General features: G+C 71.2%; 18 protein-coding genes. 12 read left to right on the forward strand and 6 right to left on the reverse strand.

The features are described 5' to 3' along the window. The first annotated feature begins 8 nt into the window (after positions 1-8). Together RF647_RS07845 and rpsA are read left to right on the forward strand one after the other, a co-directional pair. Positions 9-1421 carry a GNAT family N-acetyltransferase gene (locus RF647_RS07845; RefSeq protein WP_109222610.1) on the forward strand — a complete coding sequence of 471 codons (1413 nt, stop codon included), beginning with the start codon at positions 9-11 and terminating at the stop codon, positions 1419-1421. Positions 1422-1593: 172 nt separating this feature from the next. After that, positions 1594-3078, forward strand: coding sequence for a 30S ribosomal protein S1 (gene rpsA, locus RF647_RS07850; RefSeq protein WP_144836584.1), 1485 nt, complete (start codon positions 1594-1596; stop codon positions 3076-3078). A gap of 114 nt (positions 3079-3192) precedes the next feature. On the opposite strand, the gene RF647_RS07855 is transcribed toward rpsA, so the two are convergent. Then, positions 3193-3912: a YigZ family protein gene (locus RF647_RS07855; RefSeq protein WP_368811240.1), complete on the reverse strand. Its 720-nt coding sequence runs from the start codon at positions 3910-3912 to the stop codon at positions 3193-3195. 90 nt (positions 3913-4002) lie between these two features. Here RF647_RS07855 and RF647_RS07860 point away from each other — a divergent pair, with 90 nt between their 5' ends. The 5 genes from RF647_RS07860 to RF647_RS07880 all read left to right on the forward strand — a co-directional run bounded on the left by RF647_RS07860 (position 4003) and on the right by RF647_RS07880 (position 9977). After that, positions 4003-5724 (forward strand): alpha-amylase family protein, encoded by a 1722-nt coding sequence (locus RF647_RS07860; RefSeq protein ID WP_368811241.1) that lies wholly within the window; start codon positions 4003-4005, stop codon positions 5722-5724. Between the two features lie 44 nt (positions 5725-5768). Continuing rightward, positions 5769-6386, forward strand: coding sequence for a dephospho-CoA kinase (gene coaE / locus RF647_RS07865; RefSeq protein ID WP_368811242.1), 618 nt, complete (start codon positions 5769-5771; stop codon positions 6384-6386). A gap of 137 nt (positions 6387-6523) precedes the next feature. After that, complete coding sequence (locus tag RF647_RS07870; RefSeq protein ID WP_368811243.1) at positions 6524-8281, forward strand: BCCT family transporter; 1758 nt, start codon at positions 6524-6526, stop codon at positions 8279-8281. A gap of 121 nt (positions 8282-8402) precedes the next feature. Continuing rightward, the gene (locus RF647_RS07875) at positions 8403-8672 is read left to right on the forward strand and encodes a hypothetical protein (RefSeq protein WP_126346359.1); all 270 of its coding nucleotides are present in this window, start codon (positions 8403-8405) and stop codon (positions 8670-8672) included. A gap of 135 nt (positions 8673-8807) precedes the next feature. Next, the gene (locus RF647_RS07880) at positions 8808-9977 is read left to right on the forward strand and encodes a hypothetical protein (RefSeq protein ID WP_368811244.1); all 1170 of its coding nucleotides are present in this window, start codon (positions 8808-8810) and stop codon (positions 9975-9977) included. A 263-nt stretch (positions 9978-10240) separates the two neighbouring features. On the opposite strand, the gene RF647_RS07885 is transcribed toward RF647_RS07880, so the two are convergent. The 4 genes from RF647_RS07885 to RF647_RS07900 all read right to left on the reverse strand — a co-directional run bounded on the left by RF647_RS07885 (position 10241) and on the right by RF647_RS07900 (position 13866). Next, on the reverse strand, positions 10241-10738 hold the full coding sequence (locus RF647_RS07885; protein ID WP_368811245.1) for an SRPBCC family protein: 498 nt from the start codon (positions 10736-10738) through the stop codon (positions 10241-10243). Positions 10739-10997: 259 nt separating this feature from the next. Beyond that, positions 10998-12056 carry a LacI family DNA-binding transcriptional regulator gene (locus RF647_RS07890; protein ID WP_368811246.1) on the reverse strand — a complete coding sequence of 353 codons (1059 nt, stop codon included), beginning with the start codon at positions 12054-12056 and terminating at the stop codon, positions 10998-11000. Continuing rightward, positions 12053-12841, reverse strand: a complete 789-nt coding sequence (locus tag RF647_RS07895; protein WP_368811247.1) for a TIM barrel protein — start codon at positions 12839-12841, stop codon at positions 12053-12055. Before RF647_RS07895 ends, RF647_RS07890 begins: the two co-directional genes overlap by 4 nt. Continuing rightward, positions 12838-13866, reverse strand: coding sequence for a Gfo/Idh/MocA family oxidoreductase (locus RF647_RS07900; protein ID WP_368811248.1), 1029 nt, complete (start codon positions 13864-13866; stop codon positions 12838-12840). The genes RF647_RS07895 and RF647_RS07900 overlap by 4 nt, the downstream gene beginning before the upstream one ends. Before the next feature lie 186 nt (positions 13867-14052). Between RF647_RS07900 and RF647_RS07905 the strand changes: the two genes are divergently transcribed. The 5 genes from RF647_RS07905 (at position 14053) to RF647_RS07925 (ending at position 18924) form a co-directional block, all read left to right on the forward strand. After that, the gene (locus RF647_RS07905) at positions 14053-14352 is read left to right on the forward strand and encodes a GntR family transcriptional regulator (protein ID WP_368811249.1); all 300 of its coding nucleotides are present in this window, start codon (positions 14053-14055) and stop codon (positions 14350-14352) included. Between the two features lie 224 nt (positions 14353-14576). Continuing rightward, a complete protein-coding gene (locus RF647_RS07910) occupies positions 14577-16073 on the forward strand; it encodes a sugar porter family MFS transporter (RefSeq protein ID WP_368811251.1) in 1497 nt (498 codons plus the stop codon). A gap of 376 nt (positions 16074-16449) precedes the next feature. Then, positions 16450-17562 carry a glycosyltransferase family 2 protein gene (locus tag RF647_RS07915; protein ID WP_368811252.1) on the forward strand — a complete coding sequence of 371 codons (1113 nt, stop codon included), beginning with the start codon at positions 16450-16452 and terminating at the stop codon, positions 17560-17562. After that, positions 17559-18473: an FRG domain-containing protein gene (locus tag RF647_RS07920; RefSeq protein WP_368811253.1), complete on the forward strand. Its 915-nt coding sequence runs from the start codon at positions 17559-17561 to the stop codon at positions 18471-18473. Before RF647_RS07915 ends, RF647_RS07920 begins: the two co-directional genes overlap by 4 nt. Positions 18474-18525: 52 nt before the next feature. After that, positions 18526-18924 carry a cupin domain-containing protein gene (locus RF647_RS07925; RefSeq protein ID WP_368811254.1) on the forward strand — a complete coding sequence of 133 codons (399 nt, stop codon included), beginning with the start codon at positions 18526-18528 and terminating at the stop codon, positions 18922-18924. A gap of 123 nt (positions 18925-19047) precedes the next feature. On the opposite strand, the gene RF647_RS07930 is transcribed toward RF647_RS07925, so the two are convergent. Next, on the reverse strand, positions 19048-19965 hold the full coding sequence (locus RF647_RS07930) for a DUF4383 domain-containing protein (RefSeq protein WP_368811255.1): 918 nt from the start codon (positions 19963-19965) through the stop codon (positions 19048-19050). Positions 19966-20345: the final 380 nt, after the last annotated feature.

Consider the following 20345-nt stretch of genomic DNA (forward strand, 5'->3'; position numbering starts at 1 on the left):
AACCCACCATGGACCCCCAGCACGACGCTCCGACGACACCGTCCACCCCCGGCACCGTGACCGAGTCCTACTCGGCCGGCGGGCACGACTACACCTTCGCGGAGTTCGGCGTGGGCCCCGGCGGCGTCGCGGCCAACCCCGCCGCCGTGGAGTGGGTGCGGGCCATCCGGCAGGGCTTCCACCAGGCGGAGCCGACCGACGAGACCCTCGAGCGCACCCTGTCCTGGATGCACGCCGAGCGGGTGCGGCTGCGGGCGGCGTACCCGCACGCCGTGCCGGAGGCGGCGCTCCCCACCCGGCGGCCCGTGGCGACCTTCACCTCCTGGGAGGGCTCGCTCAACGCGGGCCGCGGCCGGCTGCTGCGGGCCCGGCTCATCTCCGAGGTCACCGTGCGGCCCACGCACAGCCGCCGCGGGCTGCTGCGCCGGCTCATGACGGGGGAGCTCGACCGCGCCCGGCGGGACGGCTACCCCGTGGCGCTGCTGACCGCGACCGAGGCCACCATCTACGGCCGGTTCGGCTTCGGCGCGGCCACGTTCAACCGCGAGGTCACCGTGGACGCCACGACCCGCCTCCAGCTCAAGGCGCCGACCGTGGGCAGCGTGGAGATGGCCGACGGCGAGGCGGTGCGCCAGCTCGCCCCCGTGCTCTTCCAGCGCTTCCACGAGAGCTCCCACGGATCGGTGAGCCGGGTGGCCTACCACTGGCCCGAGTACACGGGGGAGTACGCCATCACCCCGCAGAAGGCGGACCCCGAGGTGCGCTGCGCCGTGCACTACGACGACGCGATGCGCCCGGACGGCTACGTGACCTACCGGTTCGAGCCGAACACCTCCTACCCGCTGACCCTGACGGTGCTCGACCTCGTGGGCGCCTCCCCGGACGTGTCGATCGCCCTGTGGGAGTTCGTGACCTCCCTGGACCTCGTGGACCAGGTCCGCTTCGGCCGCGCCCCCGTGGAGGACCCGCTGGTGTGGGCGATGGCGGACCGGGCCAAGTACCGCGTCACCGCGGAGTCCGACAAGGTGTGGGTGCGGGTCCTGGACCCCGCCGCCGCGCTGGAGGCCCGCCCGTACACCTTCCGCGGGCGGATCGTCATCTCCCTCGTGGACTCGATGGGCTACGCCGACGGCGTCTGGGCGCTGGACACCAGCGGCGGGACGCCCGTGGTCGAGCGGCTGGGCGACCGGCCCCGCACCGCCGACGACGACGCCGGGCGCTCGGTCCCCGCGGTGGAGCTGCCCGACGGGGCCGACGTGGCGATGCGGGTGGACGTGCTCGGGTCCCTGTACCTCGGGGCGGTGAAGGCGAGCACCCTCGCGCAGGCGGGGCTGATCGTGGCCCGGGACGAGGACGCGCTGCGGGACCTGCAGGACTTCATGGAGACCCCGACCGCCCCGTACGGCGTCACACAGTTCTGAGCCCGCACGGCGCGGCGGGTCGCGTGTTGCGCCCCTTTTCCTCCGTCCGTAGAATGACCCGGTGCGTGCTCTGCACGTGCCCTGTCCAGCAATCCTTCGGAACGGCCGCGGTCCGGCCGGACAATCTCCGTTCCGACTGATCACAAACTATCCCCATCGGAGCCCCTACTACATGACCACCACCACCCCGCAGGTTGCCGTCAACGACATCGGGTCCGCCGAGGACTTCCTCGCCGCTGTCGACGCGACCATCAAGTACTTCAACGACGGCGACCTCGTCGAGGGCACCGTCGTCAAGGTCGACCGCGACGAGGTCCTTCTCGACATCGGCTACAAGACCGAGGGCGTCATCCCGTCCCGCGAGCTGTCCATCAAGCACGATGTCGACCCGGACGAGGTCGTGACCGTGGGTGATGAGGTCGAGGCTCTGGTCCTCACCAAGGAGGACAAGGAAGGCCGCCTGATCCTGTCCAAGAAGCGGGCTCAGTACGAGCGCGCCTGGGGCGACATCGAGAAGATCAAGGAGGACGACGGCGTCGTCACCGGCACCGTCATCGAGGTCGTCAAGGGTGGCCTCATCCTCGACATCGGCCTGCGCGGCTTCCTCCCGGCCTCCCTCGTCGAGATGCGCCGCGTGCGCGACCTCGCGCCGTACATCGGCCAGCAGATCGAGGCGAAGATCATCGAGCTGGACAAGAACCGCAACAACGTGGTCCTGTCCCGCCGTGCCTGGCTCGAGCAGACCCAGTCCGAGGTCCGCTCCAACTTCCTGCACAAGCTCGAGAAGGGCCAGGTCCGCACGGGCACGGTCTCCTCGATCGTCAACTTCGGTGCCTTCGTGGACCTGGGCGGCGTCGACGGCCTCGTGCACGTCTCCGAGCTGTCCTGGAAGCACATCGACCACCCCTCCGAGGTCGTCGAGGTCGGCCAGGAGGTCACCGTCGAGGTCCTGGACGTCGACATGGACCGCGAGCGCGTCTCCCTGTCGCTGAAGGCGACCCAGGAGGACCCGTGGCAGCTGTTCGCCCGCACCCACGCCCTCGGGCAGGTCGTGCCGGGCAAGGTCACCAAGCTCGTCCCCTTCGGCGCGTTCGTGCGCGTCGAGGACGGCATCGAGGGCCTGGTGCACATCTCCGAGCTGGCCCAGCGCCACGTGGACATGGCCGAGCAGGTCGTCTCCGTGGGCGACGAGCTGTTCGTCAAGGTCATCGACATCGACCTGGACCGCCGCCGCATCTCGCTGTCGCTCAAGCAGGCCAACGAGGGCGTGGACCCGGACTCCACCGAATTCGACCCGGCCCAGTACGGCATGGCCGCCGAGTACGACGACCAGGGCAACTACAAGTACCCCGAGGGCTTCGATCCCGAGACCAACGAGTGGATCGAGGGCTACGAGACCCAGCGCGCCGCCTGGGAGCAGCAGTACGCCGACGCCCAGTCGCGCTGGGAGGCGCACAAGGAGCAGGTCCGGAAGTCGATCGCCGAGGACGCCGAGGCCGCCGCCGGCGGCACGACGAGCTCCTCGTCCTCCTCGTCCTCCTCCTCGTCCGCGCCGGCCCCGACCAGCTACTCCTCCGAGGCCCCGGCCGCCGACTCCGGCACCCTGGCCTCCGACGAGGCCCTGGCCGCTCTGCGCGAGAAGCTGACCGGAGCCTGATCCGACAGGCACCGCCAGGCCGTCCCGCACGGCGCTGACCACGACGGCCCCCACCCTTCGCAGGGCGGGGGCCGTCGTGCTGTCCCCGGGGCCGCCGGACCGGCCGGGCGCCGCTCAGGGCCGGCTGCCGGCGGGGGTGTCCACCCAGTCCGTGCCGACGGGCCGCAGGAGACCGGCGCCGGAGGTCAGCGAGGCCACGCGGGAGTGCAGCGCGGCGACGGCCGCGTCGTCGTCGGGCAGGGCGAGGCCCAGCTCCGCGCCTGCCGCCCCGTAGTCGGTGTCCAGGACCGTGGTCCCGGCCGCGCGCAGCTCGTTCTCGATCCGGCCCGCGTCCGCGTGGGAGGCGGGGAGCCGGTAGAGGCGCTGCCGCCGGCGGACCACCAGGGACACGCCGTCGAGGGCCTGGGACACCGCCTCGGAGTAGGCCCGGACCAGCCCGCCGGCGCCGAGCAGGGTGCCGCCGAACCAGCGGACCACCACGGCGCTCACGTCCGAGAGGTCGGTGACGTCCCGGCCCGCCGCGTCCGTGGCGGTGCGCCGCAGCACGAGGGCCTCGAGCATCGGCAGGCCCGCGGTGCCGGCGGGTTCGCCGTCGTCGGAGGAGCGTTGCACGTCCCGGTCCGGGCCCAGGACGAACGCCGAGCAGTGGTGGCGGGCGTCGTGGAATTCGCGCCGCAGCTCCTCGACCAGGGTCCGGGCCTCGGCCTCCGTGGACGCCCGCCGCAGCACCGCCAGGAAGCGGGAGCGCTTGATCTCCAGCTCGGCCACCGCCTCTGTGCCCGCGGCGAGCGTCGTGTACCGGGTCGCGCGGCTGAGCAGGGGGTCCGGGTCCATGCTCCCCACTCTAGGCCGGGCCCCGCGCGCCCTCGACGGGACCGGGACGGGGTGCTAGACAGGAGAGCAGCCGCGACGGAGGGAGCAGACATGCGCATCGCCGACACCTCCGACCTCTGGTGGAAGCAGGCGGTGGTGTACTGCGTGGACGTCGAGCGGTTCCTGGACACGGACGGCAACGGCGTCGGCGACATCGCCGGGCTGGCCGAGCGGGTGGACTACCTGGCGGAGCTCGGCGTCACCTGCCTGTGGCTCATGCCGTTCTACCCGACGCCGAACCGGGACGACGGCTACGACATCACCGACTTCTACGGCGTCGACCAGCGGCTGGGCAGCTTCGGCGACCTCGTGGAGCTCGTCCGCACCGCCCAGGACCGCGGTCTGCGGGTCATCGCCGACCTCGTGGTCAACCACACCTCCGACCAGCACCCGTGGTTCCAGGCCGCCCGCTCGAGCACGGACAGCCCGTACCGCGACTACTACGTGTGGCGGACCGACGAGCCGCCGGACACCTCCGGGAAGGCCGTGTTCCCCGACCGGGAGGGCGGCATCTGGACCCGGGACGAGATCACCGGGCACTGGTACCTGCACCGCTTCTACCGCCACCAGCCCGACCTCAACCTCTCCCACCCCAAGGTGCGGGACGAGATCGCGAAGATCGTCGGGTTCTGGTTGCACCTGGGCCTCGACGGCTTCCGCGTGGACGGGATCCCCCAGCTGCTCACGCTGGCGCAGGGCGACGACTTCGAGAATCAGGGCGGGTTCACGGACCCGCACGGGTTCCTGCGCTTGCTGCGCAGGTTCGTCAACCGCCGCAACGGCCGGGCCGCCCTGCTGGGCGAGGTCAACCTGCCCTACCAGCAGCAGCTCGAGCTGTTCGGCACCGAGGACGCGGGGGAGCTGACCATGATCTTCGACTTCGTGGCCATGCAGAACCTCTACCTCTCGCTGGCCCGCCGGGACGCCGGGCCGCTGGCGACCGCCCTGAAGAACCAGCCCCGCATCCCGCAGGACGCCCAGTGGGCCAACTTTGTGCGCAACCACGACGAGCTCACCCTCGACCAGCTCTCCGCGTCCGAGCGGGAGGAGGTCTTCGCCGCCTTCGGGCCCGAGGAGCGCATGCAGATCTACGGCCGGGGCCTCACCCGGCGGCTGCCGCCCATGCTGGACGGGGACCGGCAGCGCATCCGGATGGTCTACTCGCTGCTCTTCTCCCTGCCGGGCACCCCGGTGCTGTACTACGGCGAGGAGATCGGCATGGGCGAGAACCTCGCCGCCGAGGGCCGCATGGCCGTCCGCACGCCCATGCAGTGGACCTCCGGGCGCAACGGGGGGTTCTCCTCCGCCGGCGCCGAGGACCTCTCCGGTCCCGTCGTCGAGGGAGAGTTCGGCCCCGCGGCCGTGAACGTGGCCGACGCCAAGCGGGACCCGGACTCCCTGCTGAACTTCGTCACCGCCCTGGCCCGCCGCTACCGCGAGTGCACCGAGCTGGCCTGGGGGCCCGCCGAGGTCCTGGACCAGCCGCGGCGGGAGGTGCTCGCCCACCGGTGCTCGTGGGAGGGCTCCGGCATCGTGGCGCTGCACAACTTCTCCGCCGAGCCCACCACGGTGCCGCTGCTGCTGCCGGACGAGGAGGAGGGCACCGAGCTGCTGGACCTGCTGGGCAACGGGACGTGCACCCTCGACGCCGACTCCTCGGCGGAGCTGGCCCTGGAGGGCTACGGGTACCGCTGGCTGCGGGTGCAGCGGGCGCACGGGCCCGGCACGCTGCCGGACGTCATGACCACCGTGGCCGGGGCCGGAGAGGCGTGAGCGCCCGGCGGGGCGCGGCCGGGACCGGCCGATAGCATGGTCCCATGCTGACCATCGGACTCACCGGCGGGATCGCCTCGGGCAAGTCCACGGTCTCCCGGCGGCTCATGGAGCTCGGGGCCACCGTGGTCGACGCCGACGCGATCGCGCGGGCCCTGCAGGAGCCGGACCGACCCGGTCTCGACGGGATCGTAGAGGAGTTCGGACCCTCCGTGCTGACCCCGGACGGCCGCCTGGACCGGGCCGCGCTCGGCGCCCGCGTGTTCGCGGACCCGGAGGCGCGCGCCCGGCTCAACGCGATCATCCACCCCCTCGTCCGGGCGGAGGCGGAACGGCTCGCGGCCGCGGCCGGGGAGGACGCCGTCCTGGTCGAGGACATCCCCCTGCTCGTGGAGACCGGCCAGCACGGGCGCTTCGACCTCGTCCTCACGGTCCAGGCCCCGGCGGAGGAGCGCGTGCGGCGGATGATCGAGGACCGCGGCATGACGGAGGCCGACGCCCGCGCCCGGATCGCCGCCCAGGCCACCGACGAGGAGCGGGCCGCCGTCTCCAGCACCGTGCTGGTCAACGACGGCACCGTGCAGCGCCTGCTCGACCGCGTGGACGCGTGGTGGGAGTGGCACGTGGAGCCGCGCCTGCCGTCCACGCCGTCCCCGGAGTGAGCCTCCACCTCGGGACGACCACGCGGTAGGGTCTTAGCAACCAGAACGCACCACCGACGCACACGACCGACGCACACAACCGAGACACGGCGGCCGTCCGCTCGTCCGAGGCCGAGGGCAGCCGGGGAAGCACGGCGATGCTGAACAGACTGCACGACTCCCTGCGACTGCGGACCAGTCCCACCATCTTCTTCGGCTCCGCGCTGGTGATCGCCGCGTTCGTGGTCCTGACGCTGGTGTTCACGGAATTCATGGACGCTGTCTTCGCGGACGGCTCCACCTGGGTGATCGAACAGCTCGGCTGGTTCTACATCCTGGGTGTGACCGTCTTCCTGCTGTTCCTGATCTACCTCATGGTCAGCCGCTTCGGTCAGGTCCGGCTCGGGGCCGACGACGAACGGCCCCAGCACACCAACCTGTCCTGGTTCTCGATGCTCTTCGCCGCGGGCATCGGCACGATCCTGATGTTCTGGGCCGTCGCCGAACCGGTGAACCACTTTGCGAACCCGCCCCGGCAGGGCGTCGAGCCAGCCTCCATGGCGGCCGCCACCGAGGCGATGGGCTTCACGCTCTACCACTTCGGGCTGCACACCTGGACGATCTTCACCCTCCCGGCACTGGCCTTCGGCTACTTCATGTACAAGCGCAACCTCCCGCCGCGGGTGAGCTCCATGTTCCAGCCGCTGCTGGGGGAGCGCATCCACGGGCCGGTCGGACGGCTCATCGACATCCTGGCCATCGTCGGCACCCTGTTCGGCGTGGCCGTCTCGATCGGGCTCGGCACGATGCAGATCAACAGCGGCCTGGCACGGCTCTTCGGCATCTCCGAGTCGGCGCTGTCGCAGATCCTCATCATCGCCGCCGTCAGCCTCGTCGCCTCGGTCTCCGTGGCCCTGGGCCTCGACCGGGGCATCAAGCGGCTGTCCAACACCAACATCCTCATCGCGATCGGCCTGCTGGTCTTCATCCTCATCTCTGGACCCACCGTGCTGATGCTCAAGGGCATGGTCGAGTCCGCCGGCACGTACCTGTCGATGCTCCCGGCGCTCGCCTTCTGGAACGACTCGCTCGCGGACACCGGGTGGCAGAGCGGGTGGACCGTCTTCTACTGGGCGTGGACCATCACGTGGTCCCCGTTCGTGGGCATCTTCATCGCCCGCATCTCGCGCGGCCGCACCATCCGCCAGTTCGTCTCCGGGGTGCTCGCGTTCCCCACGCTGTTCTCCGTCATCTGGTTCGGGATCTTCGGCATGGGCGTGTTCGACATCGAGCTCAACGGCGGGGGCGGGCTCGTGGAGGCGGTCGTCGACGAGGGCGACATCCCCGGCGCGATGTTCGTCTTCCTCGAGAACTTCCCGTTCTCCACCGTCACCTCCGCCGTGGGCGTGCTCATCGTGGTGCTGTTCTTCATCACCTCGATCGACTCGGCCGCCCTGGTCATGGACACGATGGGCAGCGGCCACGAGGAGGAGTCCCCGGTGCACCAGCGCGTGTTCTGGGTCGTCGCCATCGGCCTCATCGCCGCGATCCTGCTGACCGCCACCGGCGCCACCGGGCTCGCCGCGTTGCAGAACGTGGCGATCCTCATCGGCCTGCCGTTCTTCGTGCTCGGGTACGTGATGATCTACTCGCTGCTCCGGGCCCTGCGCGAGGACGCCGGGGAGGTGGGTGTCCTGCCCACCCGCCAGTGGCGCCGGGTGCTGCCGCCCGAGGAGTTCCACCGCCGCACCTCCACCGGCGCCGAGGTGGACGAGGAGATCGTCGTGGCCCCGGACTACGTGCACGGCTCGGAGCCGGCCAACGCCCCGGCCATCGAGCACCCGGAGCAGCCCGACTACGTGCGGGAGTACCGCACGAGCACCGGCTCCCTCAAGCAGATCCGCGACGTCGAGTAGCCGCCCGGACAGCTGGGACCGTACGGGCCCACCGGCGTCACACCCGCCGGTGGGCCCGGTTCGTGCCGGCACCCGGGCGCTAGACTGGTGATCACCATCACAGTCGGCAACGGGGGACGTCATGGCGCGGAACAGGCAGAACACCAACCGGGACGGCGAGCAGCAGCACCGCATCCTCGACCGGCTCAACGCCATCGCGATGCGCGTCTACGGGCCGGGGGACCGGCTGGCCCAGGCGCAGGAGGGCGAGAAGATGAGCGAGGCCGCCCAGACCTGGTACCAGGAGGTCCAGGAGCACTTCTACGTGGAGAAGGACGAGCACGGCAACGAGTACCTCTACCACCGGGACGACTCCGGCGAGGGCACGAACACCGGCAGCTCGCGCAACTAGAACTCTCGCGAAGGGCGGGGAGCCCTCCGGAGGCCCCCCCCGCCCTTCTGCGTGCGCTCTCCGGACGGACGGGCGGAGGCGACAGGGTGGCGCCGTGTCGTGACACCGGACCCCCACCCCGTCTCCCGGACCGCCGTGACCGACAGTCCGGTCGTCCACGTCCAGCAGGAGCAGACGGCGGACCTGTTCTGGCGCGGCGCCACGGTGGTCGGCCTGTTCTTCGTCGCGGTCGTCGTCGCGGTGCTCGTCGGCACGCCGGTCCTGCTGATGGTGGAGTTCTGGAACCCCTGGTTGCTGTTCACCCTGGTCTTCGCCGCGGCCGGGGTGCTGCTCCTAGTGAAGACGGTGGTGGCGGTGCGGAGGATGGCCTGGCACGCGCGCCACCGCTCGAGCTACGTCCTGCGCGAGGCCGCCATCGAGACGACCGAGTGGAACACCGTGGGCGCCGAGGCCCCGGTGCGCCGGGTCATCCCCTTGGAGGCGATGGCCTCGGTCGTGGCCTCCTACCGGATCCTGCGCCGCATCATCCTGACCGAGAACGGCGGCGGAACGCTGACCGAGACGGCCCCCGTCCTGCACATCCTGTTCGACCAGGACGGGAGCCGCCGGATCGTCAGCGTCCCCTTCTCCTCGCACCGGGACCCCGCGATTGACGCCCGGATCGCGGCGCTGCGCAAGCACGGCGTGGAACTGGGCTACACCGCCCGGGCGCTCTCGTGGAAGGGCGAGGCCTACCTCGGTCCCGAGGCTCAGCTCGAGTACCTCGCGACCACCGAAGAGGTCATCCCCTTTCCCGCCACCGGCGGCTGGCTGGACAACACGATCCGGCTGGAGAACCAATGGCATCAGAACGCCACGCGGGTCCAGGAGCAGGCGGAGCGCCGGGACCCCGCGCTGCGGGAGGCGCGTCAGAGGCCCACCGGCCGGCACTGGATCCTCGGTGCATGGTTCGCCGGCATGTACGCCCTGGGCGCCGGCTTCCTGCTGCCCTACCTCGTGCAGCACGGGTGGTTGCCCGCCGCCGTCCGGCCGCTGGAGATCCTCGTGGTCCTGCGGGCGGCCGCGCTCTTCTTCCTGCCGCTGCGCCGTGGCCTGCGCTGGTTCCACGGGCTGGTGTGCTGGCTTCTGCTGGTGGTCATCTCCTTCTCCGTCCTGGTGGGCAGCGTGGAGATGGGGCCGGCTGCCGAGCGGACCGCGATGATCGGCTTCGGGCTGACCGTCCTCTCCGCGGCCCTGCTGTGGGCCCCGTACCTGCTCGTGAAGCGCAGCGTGCCCCGGCACGAGCTCGTCAGGGGCTCCGTGTAGTCCGCACGGTGCGCCCGAGCCGGTGCGACAGGGCCGTGGGCGCTCTCCAGGAGGGGGACACCATGGTCACCACCAGGCTGGAACGGCTGGGGCGGTCGACCCGGATCATGCTCGCCTCGGCCGAAGCACGACGAGGCTGAGGACGCCCGGTGGCGAGTGCTGAACCCGGGTGGGGGAGACGTGGACACTTGCATCCCGATGGGTTCGATGGTGTTCACCGCCATGGCTGTCCCGGCGCAGAGGGAGCTGCCGGCAGTCACCGGCTAAGGGGTGGTCGTGGGGTCGATCCTGTGGTCGGCTCCGGGCTGCAGGTAGACGGCCAGATTCGCCAGCGACGAGGCGAATCCTGCGGCGTGATCGTCGGCAGAAATCCCATCGGGGACGTTCTCGGCGCGGACCTCCACGCGGGTGCCGCCCTCGACCCGGGTGAGCTCCCAGGTCATAATCATGGTGCCGGCATAGGCTGGGTCGTCGGAGACGAAGTCCCCGGCCTGCACGACGCGCACCCCCGGAACGAGGTCCACGAAGTGTGCTTCCACGACGTCGGCTGCGGCGGTGGTCTTGCCGGGGGCGCCCGCGGCGTCCTCATAGGTGAGAACCATGCGGTAGGACCCGCCCGGGCGGGCGTCGAAGTGCTCGAAGCGGGCCGTCATTCCCTCCGGTGGCAACCAGGCCGTGAGCGCGTCCGGGTCGATCAGGGCGGCGTAGACCCGTTCGGGGGAGGCGGGGACCACCCGTGCGGCGGTGTCCGTGCGGGCCATGCCGCCATCGTAGACCCCGGCTCTTCCCCGGCTCCAGAGATCGGAGGTCCCCGGGACCAGGCATTCAACCGCGAAACCTCTCGCGGCGAGGCGCGGCTCGACCAGGTGCTGTTCGTGCGCGAGTCGGGCGGCACCGTGGTCGCCACCTCGGTGGGGCGTGTCATCGAGGGAGCGGCAGGGGTCCTGACCGGGGCGAAAGGATCCCGTCCCGCGAGGTGCCGCTTGCCCGGTCCTGGGCCGGCGTGGCGAGGGAGCCGCCTCAGGGGGCAGCGGGGACGGGTGTGGTGCTGGTGCGGGTGACCAGCTGGGCGGGGAGCACCACGTGCTCGCCGCTCACGGCGGTGTCCTCAGCCGTCGCATCCAAGCGGCGCAGCGCCAGGTCCACGGCGGTGTGCGCGAGCAGGCAGGGGTCCTGGGCCAGGGTGGTGAGGTCGAGGTAGGGCAGGGACGCCTGCTCGGAGTCGTCGAAGCCGACCACCGACAGGTCCTCGGGCACGCACCGGCCCAGGACGCGGGCCTGGCTGATCACCCCGACGGCGCAGCGGTCGTTGAAGGCGATGACGGCGGTCGGCGCGGGGTCCTGGGCCAGGAGCCCGGTGATGGCGGTGGCGCCGCCGGCCTCCGAGGCGCCGCCGCGCACGATCAGCATGTCGTCGCCCAGGCCCGCGGCGGCCATGGTGTCCTGGTAGCCGGCCCGGCGCCGCGCCCCGCCGGCCTCGCGGTCGGCGTCGATGTAGGCGATCCGCCGGTGCCCCAGGCCGAGGAGGTGCTCCACGGCCAGCACCGCGCCGCGGTGGTCGTCGGTGGCCACGCTGTCGAAGGCCGCCGCGTCGAAAGCTCGGGTGACGGAGACGACCGGCAGGGTCGCACTGATCTGCTCGAGGCGGGCCTGTGGCAGGGCGCTGCCCAGCAGGACCAGGGCCTCGCACCGGTCGCGCAGCAGGGCCTCCACCGCGGCGTCCTCCGCCCGGTGCGGTGTGACGGCCGATAGCACGACGTCGTAGCCCCGCTGCTGGGCGGCGGTGTGGATACCGTCGAGGATCTCTCCGTGGAAGGGCTGCACCGGCTCGAAGGCCACCCCCAGCAGCCGGGAGCGGCCCTGGCGCAGCAGCCGGGCTCGTTCGTCGCGGCGGTAGCCCAGCTCGGCGGCGACCCGCAGGACGTGGGCCCGGGTCTCCGCGCTGGCGCCGGGGGCGTCGCGGAAGACGATCGAGACCAGGGGCTGGGAGACCCCGGCAGCCCGGGCGACGTCGCGCATGGTGACGCGGCGCCCGGACGGGCGGCCGGGGGCTTCCCGGCCCGGGGCGTCCTGGCTCACGGGCAGGGAACGGTGAAGGCGTCCCGGAATCGTCTCAGCGCCAGCTCGGGGTCGGCGGCGGCAAAGGCCTCCATCGCGATCACTCCTTCGTATCCGGTCTCCGCCAGGGCGGCGGCGATGCGGGGGTAGTGGATCTCCCCGGTGCCCGGCTCGCACCGCCCGGGGACGTCGGCCACCTGGACCTCTCCCACGTACGGGAGGGCTCTCCGGCACAGTTCTACCAGGTTCCCCTCCCCGATCTGCGCGTGGTAGAGGTCCAGGTTCAGCCGCAGGTGCGGGCTGTCCACCGCCGCGACCAGCGCCAGGGTGTCCTCGGCCGCCCCGAAGGGCACCCCCGGGTGGTCGACGGCGCGGTTGAGGTTCTCCAGGGTGAAGACCCGCCCGTGGCGCTCGCCCAGGACGGCCAGCCGCTCCAGGGTGCGGGCCGCTGCCAGCCAGTCCGCCCCGGTGACCACCTCGTGCGGCACCACGGGCAGCCCCTGGGGGTCCAGGCCGGTGCCGTGGACGTTGAGCCGGGGGCAGTCGAGGACCTCGGCGGCGGCCAGGGAGTCCTCGGCGGTGCGCAACAGTTCCGCCGCCCCGTCCGGGTCCACGAGGGCCCCGCGCACGTAGCCGGTCATCGACCCGAACCGGGCCCCGGTGGCGGCCAGGGCGGGCAGGTCCTTGGTGGTCCAGTCCCAGATCTCCACCTCGAACCCGGCCTCGTGCAGCCGGCGCACCCGCTGCTCGAACGGCAGGTCGACGAACAGCATCTCCGCACTCGCTGCCAGGACGAAGCCGCTCATCGGGTCGCTCCCACCGGGTCCAGGCTCACCGGGGCGCCGGTGCGGCAGGACTCGACGCACCCCAGGGCGATCCGCAGCGCGTCCCGGGCGGCCTCCACCCCCGGACCCGGCGAGAGGTGCCCGAGGGCGGTGTCGGTGAAGGCCTGCAGCTCCGCGGTGTAGGCGCCGCGCATGGACTGGGTGTCGGCGCGCACCGTGTCGGCGGCGAGGCCCTCGGGGCCGTAGTAGCGCATGCTCGAGGCCGCCAGGTCCCCGGCGGTGACCATGCCGGCCGAGCCGAAGGCCTCCGCCCGGGTGTCGTAGCCGTAGGCGGCAGCGAAGTTGGCCTCGGCGGTGGCGATCGCCCCGTTGTCGTAGCGGATCGTGACCACGGCGGTGTCCAGCAGCCCGGCGTCCTTGAAGTCCGGGGCCACCAGCGCATCGGCCACCGCGTACACCTGCACGGCCCGGGCGGCGGGGTTGAGGAAGTTAAGGGTGTCGAAGTCGTGGATCAGCGTCTCGAGGAAGATCGTCCACGGGGCCACCGCGCCGGGGTTCGCCAGCCCGGGGTCCCGGGTGATGGAGCGCAGCAGCTGCGGGGTGCCGATTCGCCCGGCCTCGATGGCCGCGCGGGCCTGCGGGAACCCGTCGGCGAAGCGGCGGTTGAACCCGATCCGGAACAGCACTCCGTGGCTCTCGACGGCCTGGTGGACCCGGTCGATCTCCTCCAGGGTCATCCCGGCCGGCTTCTCGCAGAAGATCGCCTTGCCGGCCGCGGCGACCTGCTCCACCAGCTCGGTGTGGAACCGGGCCGGGGCGGTGATCACCACCGCCTCCACCTCCGGGTCGGCCAGCAGCTCCGCGATGTCGGTGTGGGCCGCCGGCACGTGCAACGCCTCCGCCAGGCGCGCCGCGGCGCCCTCGACGGGATCGGCGATCGCGACCAGCCGGGCGTTGGGCACGGTGCGGGTGATCAGGTCGGCATGGCTGGAACCGATGCGGCCGGCGCCGATCAGGCCGATGTTCAAGGTACGGGGGTCCGACACGGGATTCTCCTTCAGATCAGGGATGGAGCGCGGAAGGGGATGCCCGGGAACGGTGTCGTGAACATGTCCTGACAAACCCTTGGCAGAAACACTAGTACGTATTAGTGTGATCGCCAACACCTCTGTCGAACGAATTTGCGGCAGTGCGTCGAAGGGCCGAGGCCCGGCCAGAAGAGGAGACCTTTCATGACTGAAACGCTGTCCCTGCCGATCGACAGGAACTCCCCGGTGCCCCTCTACCACCAACTCGCTCTCCTCCTGGAGGGGGCTGTCCACAGCGGGGCTCTGGCGCCGGGCACCAAGCTGGACAACGAGCTCGAGCTCGCGTCCCGATTGCGCATTGCCCGCGTCACCGTGCGCAGCGCTCTGCAGCATCTGGTCGAGGCCGGCCTGGTGGTACGCACCCCCGGATTCGGCACGCACGTCACCCCGCCCCACCGGTGGGCGCGCCCTCCGGCGCACTCCACGTCGCAGCAGTCGCTGTAGACGTTTCGCGACCGTCGCACCGGATGTCGGGTGCGGCAACCGACCGGAGGAGCCACGAGCCCGTCCGGGCGGCGAAGCGCATTCCGCCTGCACGCCCGCCGGCCCCGAGCGGAGTCCTGCCTTCTCGGCCGATCCCCGATCCACCCGCACGAACAACCCACCATCCGACCGGTGCCGCACACGGTTCGACCGTGCTTCATCAGGTCACCAACAAAGGAATTCCCATGTCACACAACACTACGGGCACCAACCGGGCCGTCCTCCCGCCGTTGACCCAGGGGCCGCATCGGAAGCGGCTCGGACTGATCTCGGTCGTGGCCTGCCTGGGCGGGCTGCTGTTCGGCTACGACACCGGCGTGACCAACGGCGCCGAGGGGCCGATGGCCCAGGACCTGGGGCTGAGTCTGCTCCAGTTGGGCGTGGTGATCAGCTCGCTCATCTTCGCCGCAGCCGTCGGCGCCCTGGTCTGGGGCCGGGTCTCGGATGCCTGGGGCTGGCGCAAGACGATCATCCTGCTGGCCGTGCTGTTCTTCCTCGGCACCGCGCTGGTGGTCCTCACCCCGACGCCTCCGGAGGAGGGAACGTTCTCCCTGACCGGGTACACGGTCCTGGTCTGCGGGCGGATCATGATCGGCCTCGCCGTCGGTGGAGCCTCGACGGTGGTGCCGGTGTACCTGGCCGAGCTCGCCCCCTACGAGATCCGCGGATCGATCACCGGCCGCAACGAGCTGGCGATCGTGTTCGGCCAGCTCTCCGCCTTCGTGATGAACGCGGTCATCGCCGTCACGCTCGGCGACGTCGTGGACGGGGTGTGGCGGATCATGTTCGCCGTCTCCGCGCTGCCGGCGATCGGTTTGTTCATCGGGATGTTGCGCATGCCCGAGTCCCCGCGCTGGCTCACCGAGAAGGGCCGGTACGACGAGGCTCTGGCGGTGCTGGAGACGGTCCGTCCGTCCGACCGGGCCAAGGCCGAGCTGCAGGAGATCGAGCGCATCGCCGCCATCGAGGTCAAGACGCACCAGGTCGGGCTGAAAGCGGTCATGACGAACAAGTGGCTGCTGCGGATCATCCTGATCGGCATCGGGGTGTCCATGACCCAGCAGCTGACCGGCATCAACTCCGTCATGTACTACGGCACCCGCATCCTGGAGGAGTCCGGGATGACAGCGCAGCAGGCCGTGCTGGCCAACATCGCCTTCGGTGCCGTGGCCGTGATCGGCGGACTCATCGCCCTGTACAACATGGACCGGCTCGACCGGCGCAAGACGTTCATCATCGGCCTGAGCCTCACCACGACCTGCCACCTGCTGATCGGGATCGCCGGCAATCTTCATCCCGAAGGCAACCCGGCCCGCCCGATCGTGATCCTGGTCCTCGTGGTCGCCTTCGTGCTCTCGATGCAGACGTTCCTGAACATCGCCGTCTGGGTGTGGCTGGCAGAGATCTTCCCGCTGCACATGCGCGGACTGGGCATCGGCATCTCGGTGTTCTTCGGCTGGACCATGAACGGTTTCCTGGCCCTGTACTTCCCGACCCTGGTGGGCACGGTCGGCATCTCGGGCACGTTCTTCCTCTTCGCCGGCATCGGCGTGTTGGCCCTGATCTTCGTTGCCACCCAGGTCCCCGAGACCCGCAACCGCTCCCTCGAAGACCTCGAGGAAGACGTCTCCACCGGAGCCATCTACCAGGTCGCCAAGCCCGCCGACGCCCACAGGTCCTGAATCCCGCAGCGTGACCCCTCGCAAGCCGGGGGCAGGTGTCCGAGACAGGACAGGTCGCCGTTCTGCTGCCCGTCCAGGAACACCAGCGGGGTTGTGGCGCCGGTGCGGTGCATGCCGGCGATCTCCAGTCGGGGTCCGCACCGTCGATGATCGGTCCGGCGGTCCCGCGCTGGGGGCGGCCGTTCCGCTGTCGGTGCTCGACCGGGCCCGCGACCTCGTGGACGGGTCGCTGTCGTGCGGCATCTTCGCGAGGTGCCATGGGGATCGGGAGCCATTTTCCGCATGATGCCTGGTCTGCCGGAGCTGCTTGTGGTTAGGGTGAGGTGTGGTCGAGCAGCCGGCCCGCAGTGCGCTGCTGTCGATGGAGGAAGCTCCTGTGGACCACACCCTGCTCGTGCCGGCCCAGGCCGCCCGCCGCGATGATGCCTCTGCTGAGGCGACTCCGGGCCGCCTCCGCAGGAGCACTCCTGTTTCCGGCCTCTTGGCCGATGCCCGGTACGTCCTGCCGCTGAAGTGGTCCGACGACACCGGTCTGGCCGATCTCGCCCGCTACCTGGCCGAGGTTGTGACGTGGATCCCCGTCACCGTCGTCGACGGCTCCGCCGAGAAGCTCTTCGCAGACCATCGCGAGGCGCTGCCGGAGACGGTCGAGCACGTGCGCCCCGACCGGTGGCAGGGGGCCAACGGCAAGGTGGCGGGGGTGATGACCGGTGTCCGCCGGGCGGCCGAGGAACGGATCGTGGTGGCCGACGACGACGTGCGCCACACCCGGTGCACCCTGGAACGGATCGTGGGGCTGCTGGGGGAGGCCCAGGTGGTCCGCCCGCAGAACTACTACCTGCAACTGCCCTGGCAGGCCCGCTGGGACACCGGGCGGACCCTGCTCAACCGGGCCCTGGGCGGGGACTGGCCCGGCACCCTGGGAGTGCGCCGGTCGGCCCTGCTGGACGCGGGTGGCTACGACGGGGACGTCCTGTTCGAGAACCTCGAGCTCGTGCGCACCGTGCGGGCGGCCGGTGGGAGAGAGATCGTGGCCCTGGACGTGCTGGTGGGTCGGGTGCCTCCCTCGGTGTCCCACTTCCTCGGCCAGCGCGTCCGTCAGGCCTACGACGACTTCGCCCAGCCCGCCCGTCTGCTCGTCGAGCTGTCGCTGCTGCCCCTGCTGAGCTGGGCTGTGCGGCGCCCGGGGCGGTGGGCGGCCGGAGCCCTGGCCGTGTGCGGGGTGGCCGAGTTCGGCCGACGCCGGGGCGGGGGGGCTGCGGTCTACCCGGGGAGCACGTTGCTGTGGGTTCCGCTGTGGGTGCTGGAGCGGTCGGTGTGCGTGTGGGCGGCCGTGGCCGTCCGGGCGCGCGGCGGGGTGTCCTACGCGGGGTCCCGGCTGCGCACCGCCGGGCACTCCCGGGCCGCCCTGCACCGGCGCCTGAGCCGCCCGGGCGAGAACTCGCTGGTGGTCGACGCCGGCACCGGACGGGCGAGGAGGCGGCGGTGAGCGTGGGGACGGGGGCGGCGGGTGCGGGTCCGGTCATCGAGATCGCCGAGGACGACCTGTACGGGCTGATCGCGGCCCTGACCCACAACGACTGGCAGCCCTCGGGCGGGAGCCTGCGGATCAATGTGGTCTACCGCGGCCACGCGGTGGCCGACCGGGACCTGGACACCAGTCTCTTCCGGCTCCGGGGTGCCTCGAGTGAGCAGATCGAGCCCCACATCCTGCGGAACTTCCGCAAGTACGCCGCCCGGGACACCTCCCCGGGGGACTCGGACTGGAACTGGCTGTCCGTCGCCCAGCACCACGGGCTGCCCACAAGACTGCTGGACTGGTCGAACTCTCCCTATGTGGCGCTGCACTTCGCCACCGCGGACCCGCGCTGCTACGAGGTGCCCGGAGCGGTGTGGTGCGTGGACTACGCGGCAGTCCACGAACTCCTCCCCGACGAGTTGGGCCGCGAGATCACCGCCCACGCCGCGGGTCTGTTCACCACCGGCATGCTGGAGCGGGTCGCGTACGCCATGGCCGACTTCGACCGGTTCCGGGACGCCCACGGGCGGGCGGTGCCGCTGTTCTTCGAGCCTCCGTCGCTGGACGAGCGGATCGTGAACCAGGCCGCGGTGTTCTCCGCCATGTCCGCGGCCACGGGCTCCCTGCACGAGTGGCTCGGCGAGCATCCCGAGCTCTACCGGAAGGTCGTCATCCCGGCGGGTCTCAAGTGGCGGATCCGCGACCATCTCGACCAGGCGAACATGACCGAGCGCGTCCTCTTCCCCGGCCTCGACGGACTGTCCCGCTGGCTGACCCGCTACTACGGGCCGCGCCCGGAGCAGGGCCGCTGGGCGGATCCGGCCTCACCGGCGATGGGCGATGAGCCTGGCCCTCTCCCGGGCTCTGCCCCGGCCGGCTGAGGGCGGACCTCTCGAGTGGTGGTGAGGGCGGTCCAGGGTGTGTACTGGTGCCATGGCTACCGACCCCACCCCCGCGAACCACCCGCTGGTGCTCCAGGACGACGACCGCCCGGTCGACGGCTGGCACGACGAGCGGGGGCGCCTCACGTGGCGCACCCTGTTCTCCGCCGGCGCGACTCCCAGCGACACCCTGGTGACCGGGGTGGCCGAGATTCCCGAGGGTGGTTTCCTCGCCCTGCACCGTCACGACCAGGCCGAGACCTACTACGTCCTCTCCGGGGAGGGCGTGGTCACCCTCGACGGCGTCGAGCACCCGATCCGTCCCGGGTCCAACGTCTTCATCCCGGGCGGCCGCGAGCACGGCGCCCGGAACACCAGTCCTGGGGTGCTGCGCGTGTTCTACGTCCTCGCCGCCGACGACTTCACCGAGGTCGAGTACGTCTTCTCCTGACCACACCCCTGTGACGACGGGGAACGGAGCCCGGCCACCGGGCCTCGTGGGGAGCGGCTCCCCGCCGTCGGTGGAGGGCGCTCCCCACGGAGCGCGGACACGTCCGATGCTCAGCGGTTGACCTCAGGTGCGGGTCCTGCCGGCAGTCGGGGCGTGGGTGCTGCGGTCCAGGAAGGACAGTCCGACCATGGTCAGGCCCAGGAGCAGGTGCAGCCAGTCGTCGGCGGTGTTCAGCGGTACGAAGTTGGCCCCTGAGTCCTTGTCGATGAGCAGGCCGTAGAGCCACAGCAGCAGGTACACGGCCCCGCCCCAGCGCAGGTAGTTCCGCGCCCCGGGAACGGTCCGGGCCAGGGCGATGCCGGCGATGCCGTAGAGCAGGTGGACGAGGTTGTGCAGGATCGAGACCTGGAACAGGCCCATGAGCATGGCCTCGGACTCGTGGCCGGCGACCATGAGCTGGTCGTAGTTCGTGGTGAGGCCGGGGATGAATCCGGCCGCGCCCACGAGCAGGAAGACGGCCCCGTAGAGCAGGGCTGCCGTGCGGACGGGTGAGCGGCGGGTCGTGCGGTCGCCGGGTCGGGCGGCGGGGGTGGTCATGGTCTTGCCTCTGGTTAGCTTGGAGCGGGCAACGAGCGAGAGTCGCCCGGGTCCGTTGTGCCGGTGGATCGTGGTGGCGGAAGTCGTTGCGACGGCCGGTCGTGTCCAGGCGGTGGATCCGGTGCGGTGCACCTGGCAGGCCGGGGACAGGAAGGGCCTGTCGGGCTGTGGTGGTTCGGCCAGGGCGAAACGTACCGGGTGGGGGGAGCAGATCGTGTCCTCGTGCTCGACCTCCCAGCACAGCAGGTCCAGGGCGGCGTCCTCGAGGTGATCGACCGCGGTGAGATCGACGAGGACCTCGGTGTCCCGGGTGAGAGCCCGCAGGCGGTGGATCAACGGGTACAGAATCTGTTGATTCGTTTCCGTCAGCCACCCGGCGGTGATCAGGTGCACGCGTCGTCGGTCCGGGTCGACCCGGACGAGAACGGACAGTTGGCGATCCACGGCAGGACTCCCTGGCCACGAAAGGGGAGGCGCGGCCGGCTGCTGGACCCGTGCTCTCAGGCTAGGCGCGCTTCCTCGGGCCCACCAGAGTTTTCTCCGCCTGATTCCTTTTGATTCCTCGACGCGCGGCGGGACACCTGGTGCCGGTGACTGCGCCGTCGTGCGGCGGCGACCGGCGCACAGGGCAGGTCTCCGGAGGAGGGTCCCGGGTCGTTGCCAGGTTGATCCCATGCGGCAGCGCCGATCCGGTGGAGATGATCCGTGGCCGGCCGGGCCGATGGTGGCCCGGCCCTGGCTGATGGAGCAGACCTGGTCCGAGGCGGTGACCCTGCACTGGCGCCTTCCCGTCCCTGCAGCCGCCCGATTCATGCCGCCGGGGC

It is taken from the genome of Kocuria sp. CPCC 205263, assembly GCF_040981075.1.
In the GTDB taxonomy this organism is placed as follows: domain Bacteria; phylum Actinomycetota; class Actinomycetes; order Actinomycetales; family Micrococcaceae; genus Kocuria; species Kocuria rosea.

Coding starts and splice junctions, on each gene's coding strand:
- coaE (WP_368811242.1), top strand. CDS start 5,769: ATGCTGACCATCGGACTCACCGGCGGGATCGCCTCGGGCAAGTCCACG.
- rpsA (WP_144836584.1), top strand. CDS start 1,594: ATGACCACCACCACCCCGCAGGTTGCCGTCAACGACATCGGGTCCGCC.
- RF647_RS07885 (WP_368811245.1), bottom strand. CDS start 10,738: ATGGCCCGCACGGACACCGCCGCACGGGTGGTCCCCGCCTCCCCCGAA.
- RF647_RS07910 (WP_368811251.1), top strand. CDS start 14,577: ATGTCACACAACACTACGGGCACCAACCGGGCCGTCCTCCCGCCGTTG.
- RF647_RS07875 (WP_126346359.1), top strand. CDS start 8,403: ATGGCGCGGAACAGGCAGAACACCAACCGGGACGGCGAGCAGCAGCAC.
- RF647_RS07860 (WP_368811241.1), top strand. CDS start 4,003: ATGCGCATCGCCGACACCTCCGACCTCTGGTGGAAGCAGGCGGTGGTG.
- RF647_RS07855 (WP_368811240.1), bottom strand. CDS start 3,912: ATGGACCCGGACCCCCTGCTCAGCCGCGCGACCCGGTACACGACGCTC.
- RF647_RS07925 (WP_368811254.1), top strand. CDS start 18,526: ATGGCTACCGACCCCACCCCCGCGAACCACCCGCTGGTGCTCCAGGAC.
- RF647_RS07895 (WP_368811247.1), bottom strand. CDS start 12,841: ATGAGCGGCTTCGTCCTGGCAGCGAGTGCGGAGATGCTGTTCGTCGAC.
- RF647_RS07845 (WP_109222610.1), top strand. CDS start 9: ATGGACCCCCAGCACGACGCTCCGACGACACCGTCCACCCCCGGCACC.
- RF647_RS07905 (WP_368811249.1), top strand. CDS start 14,053: ATGACTGAAACGCTGTCCCTGCCGATCGACAGGAACTCCCCGGTGCCC.
- RF647_RS07870 (WP_368811243.1), top strand. CDS start 6,524: ATGCTGAACAGACTGCACGACTCCCTGCGACTGCGGACCAGTCCCACC.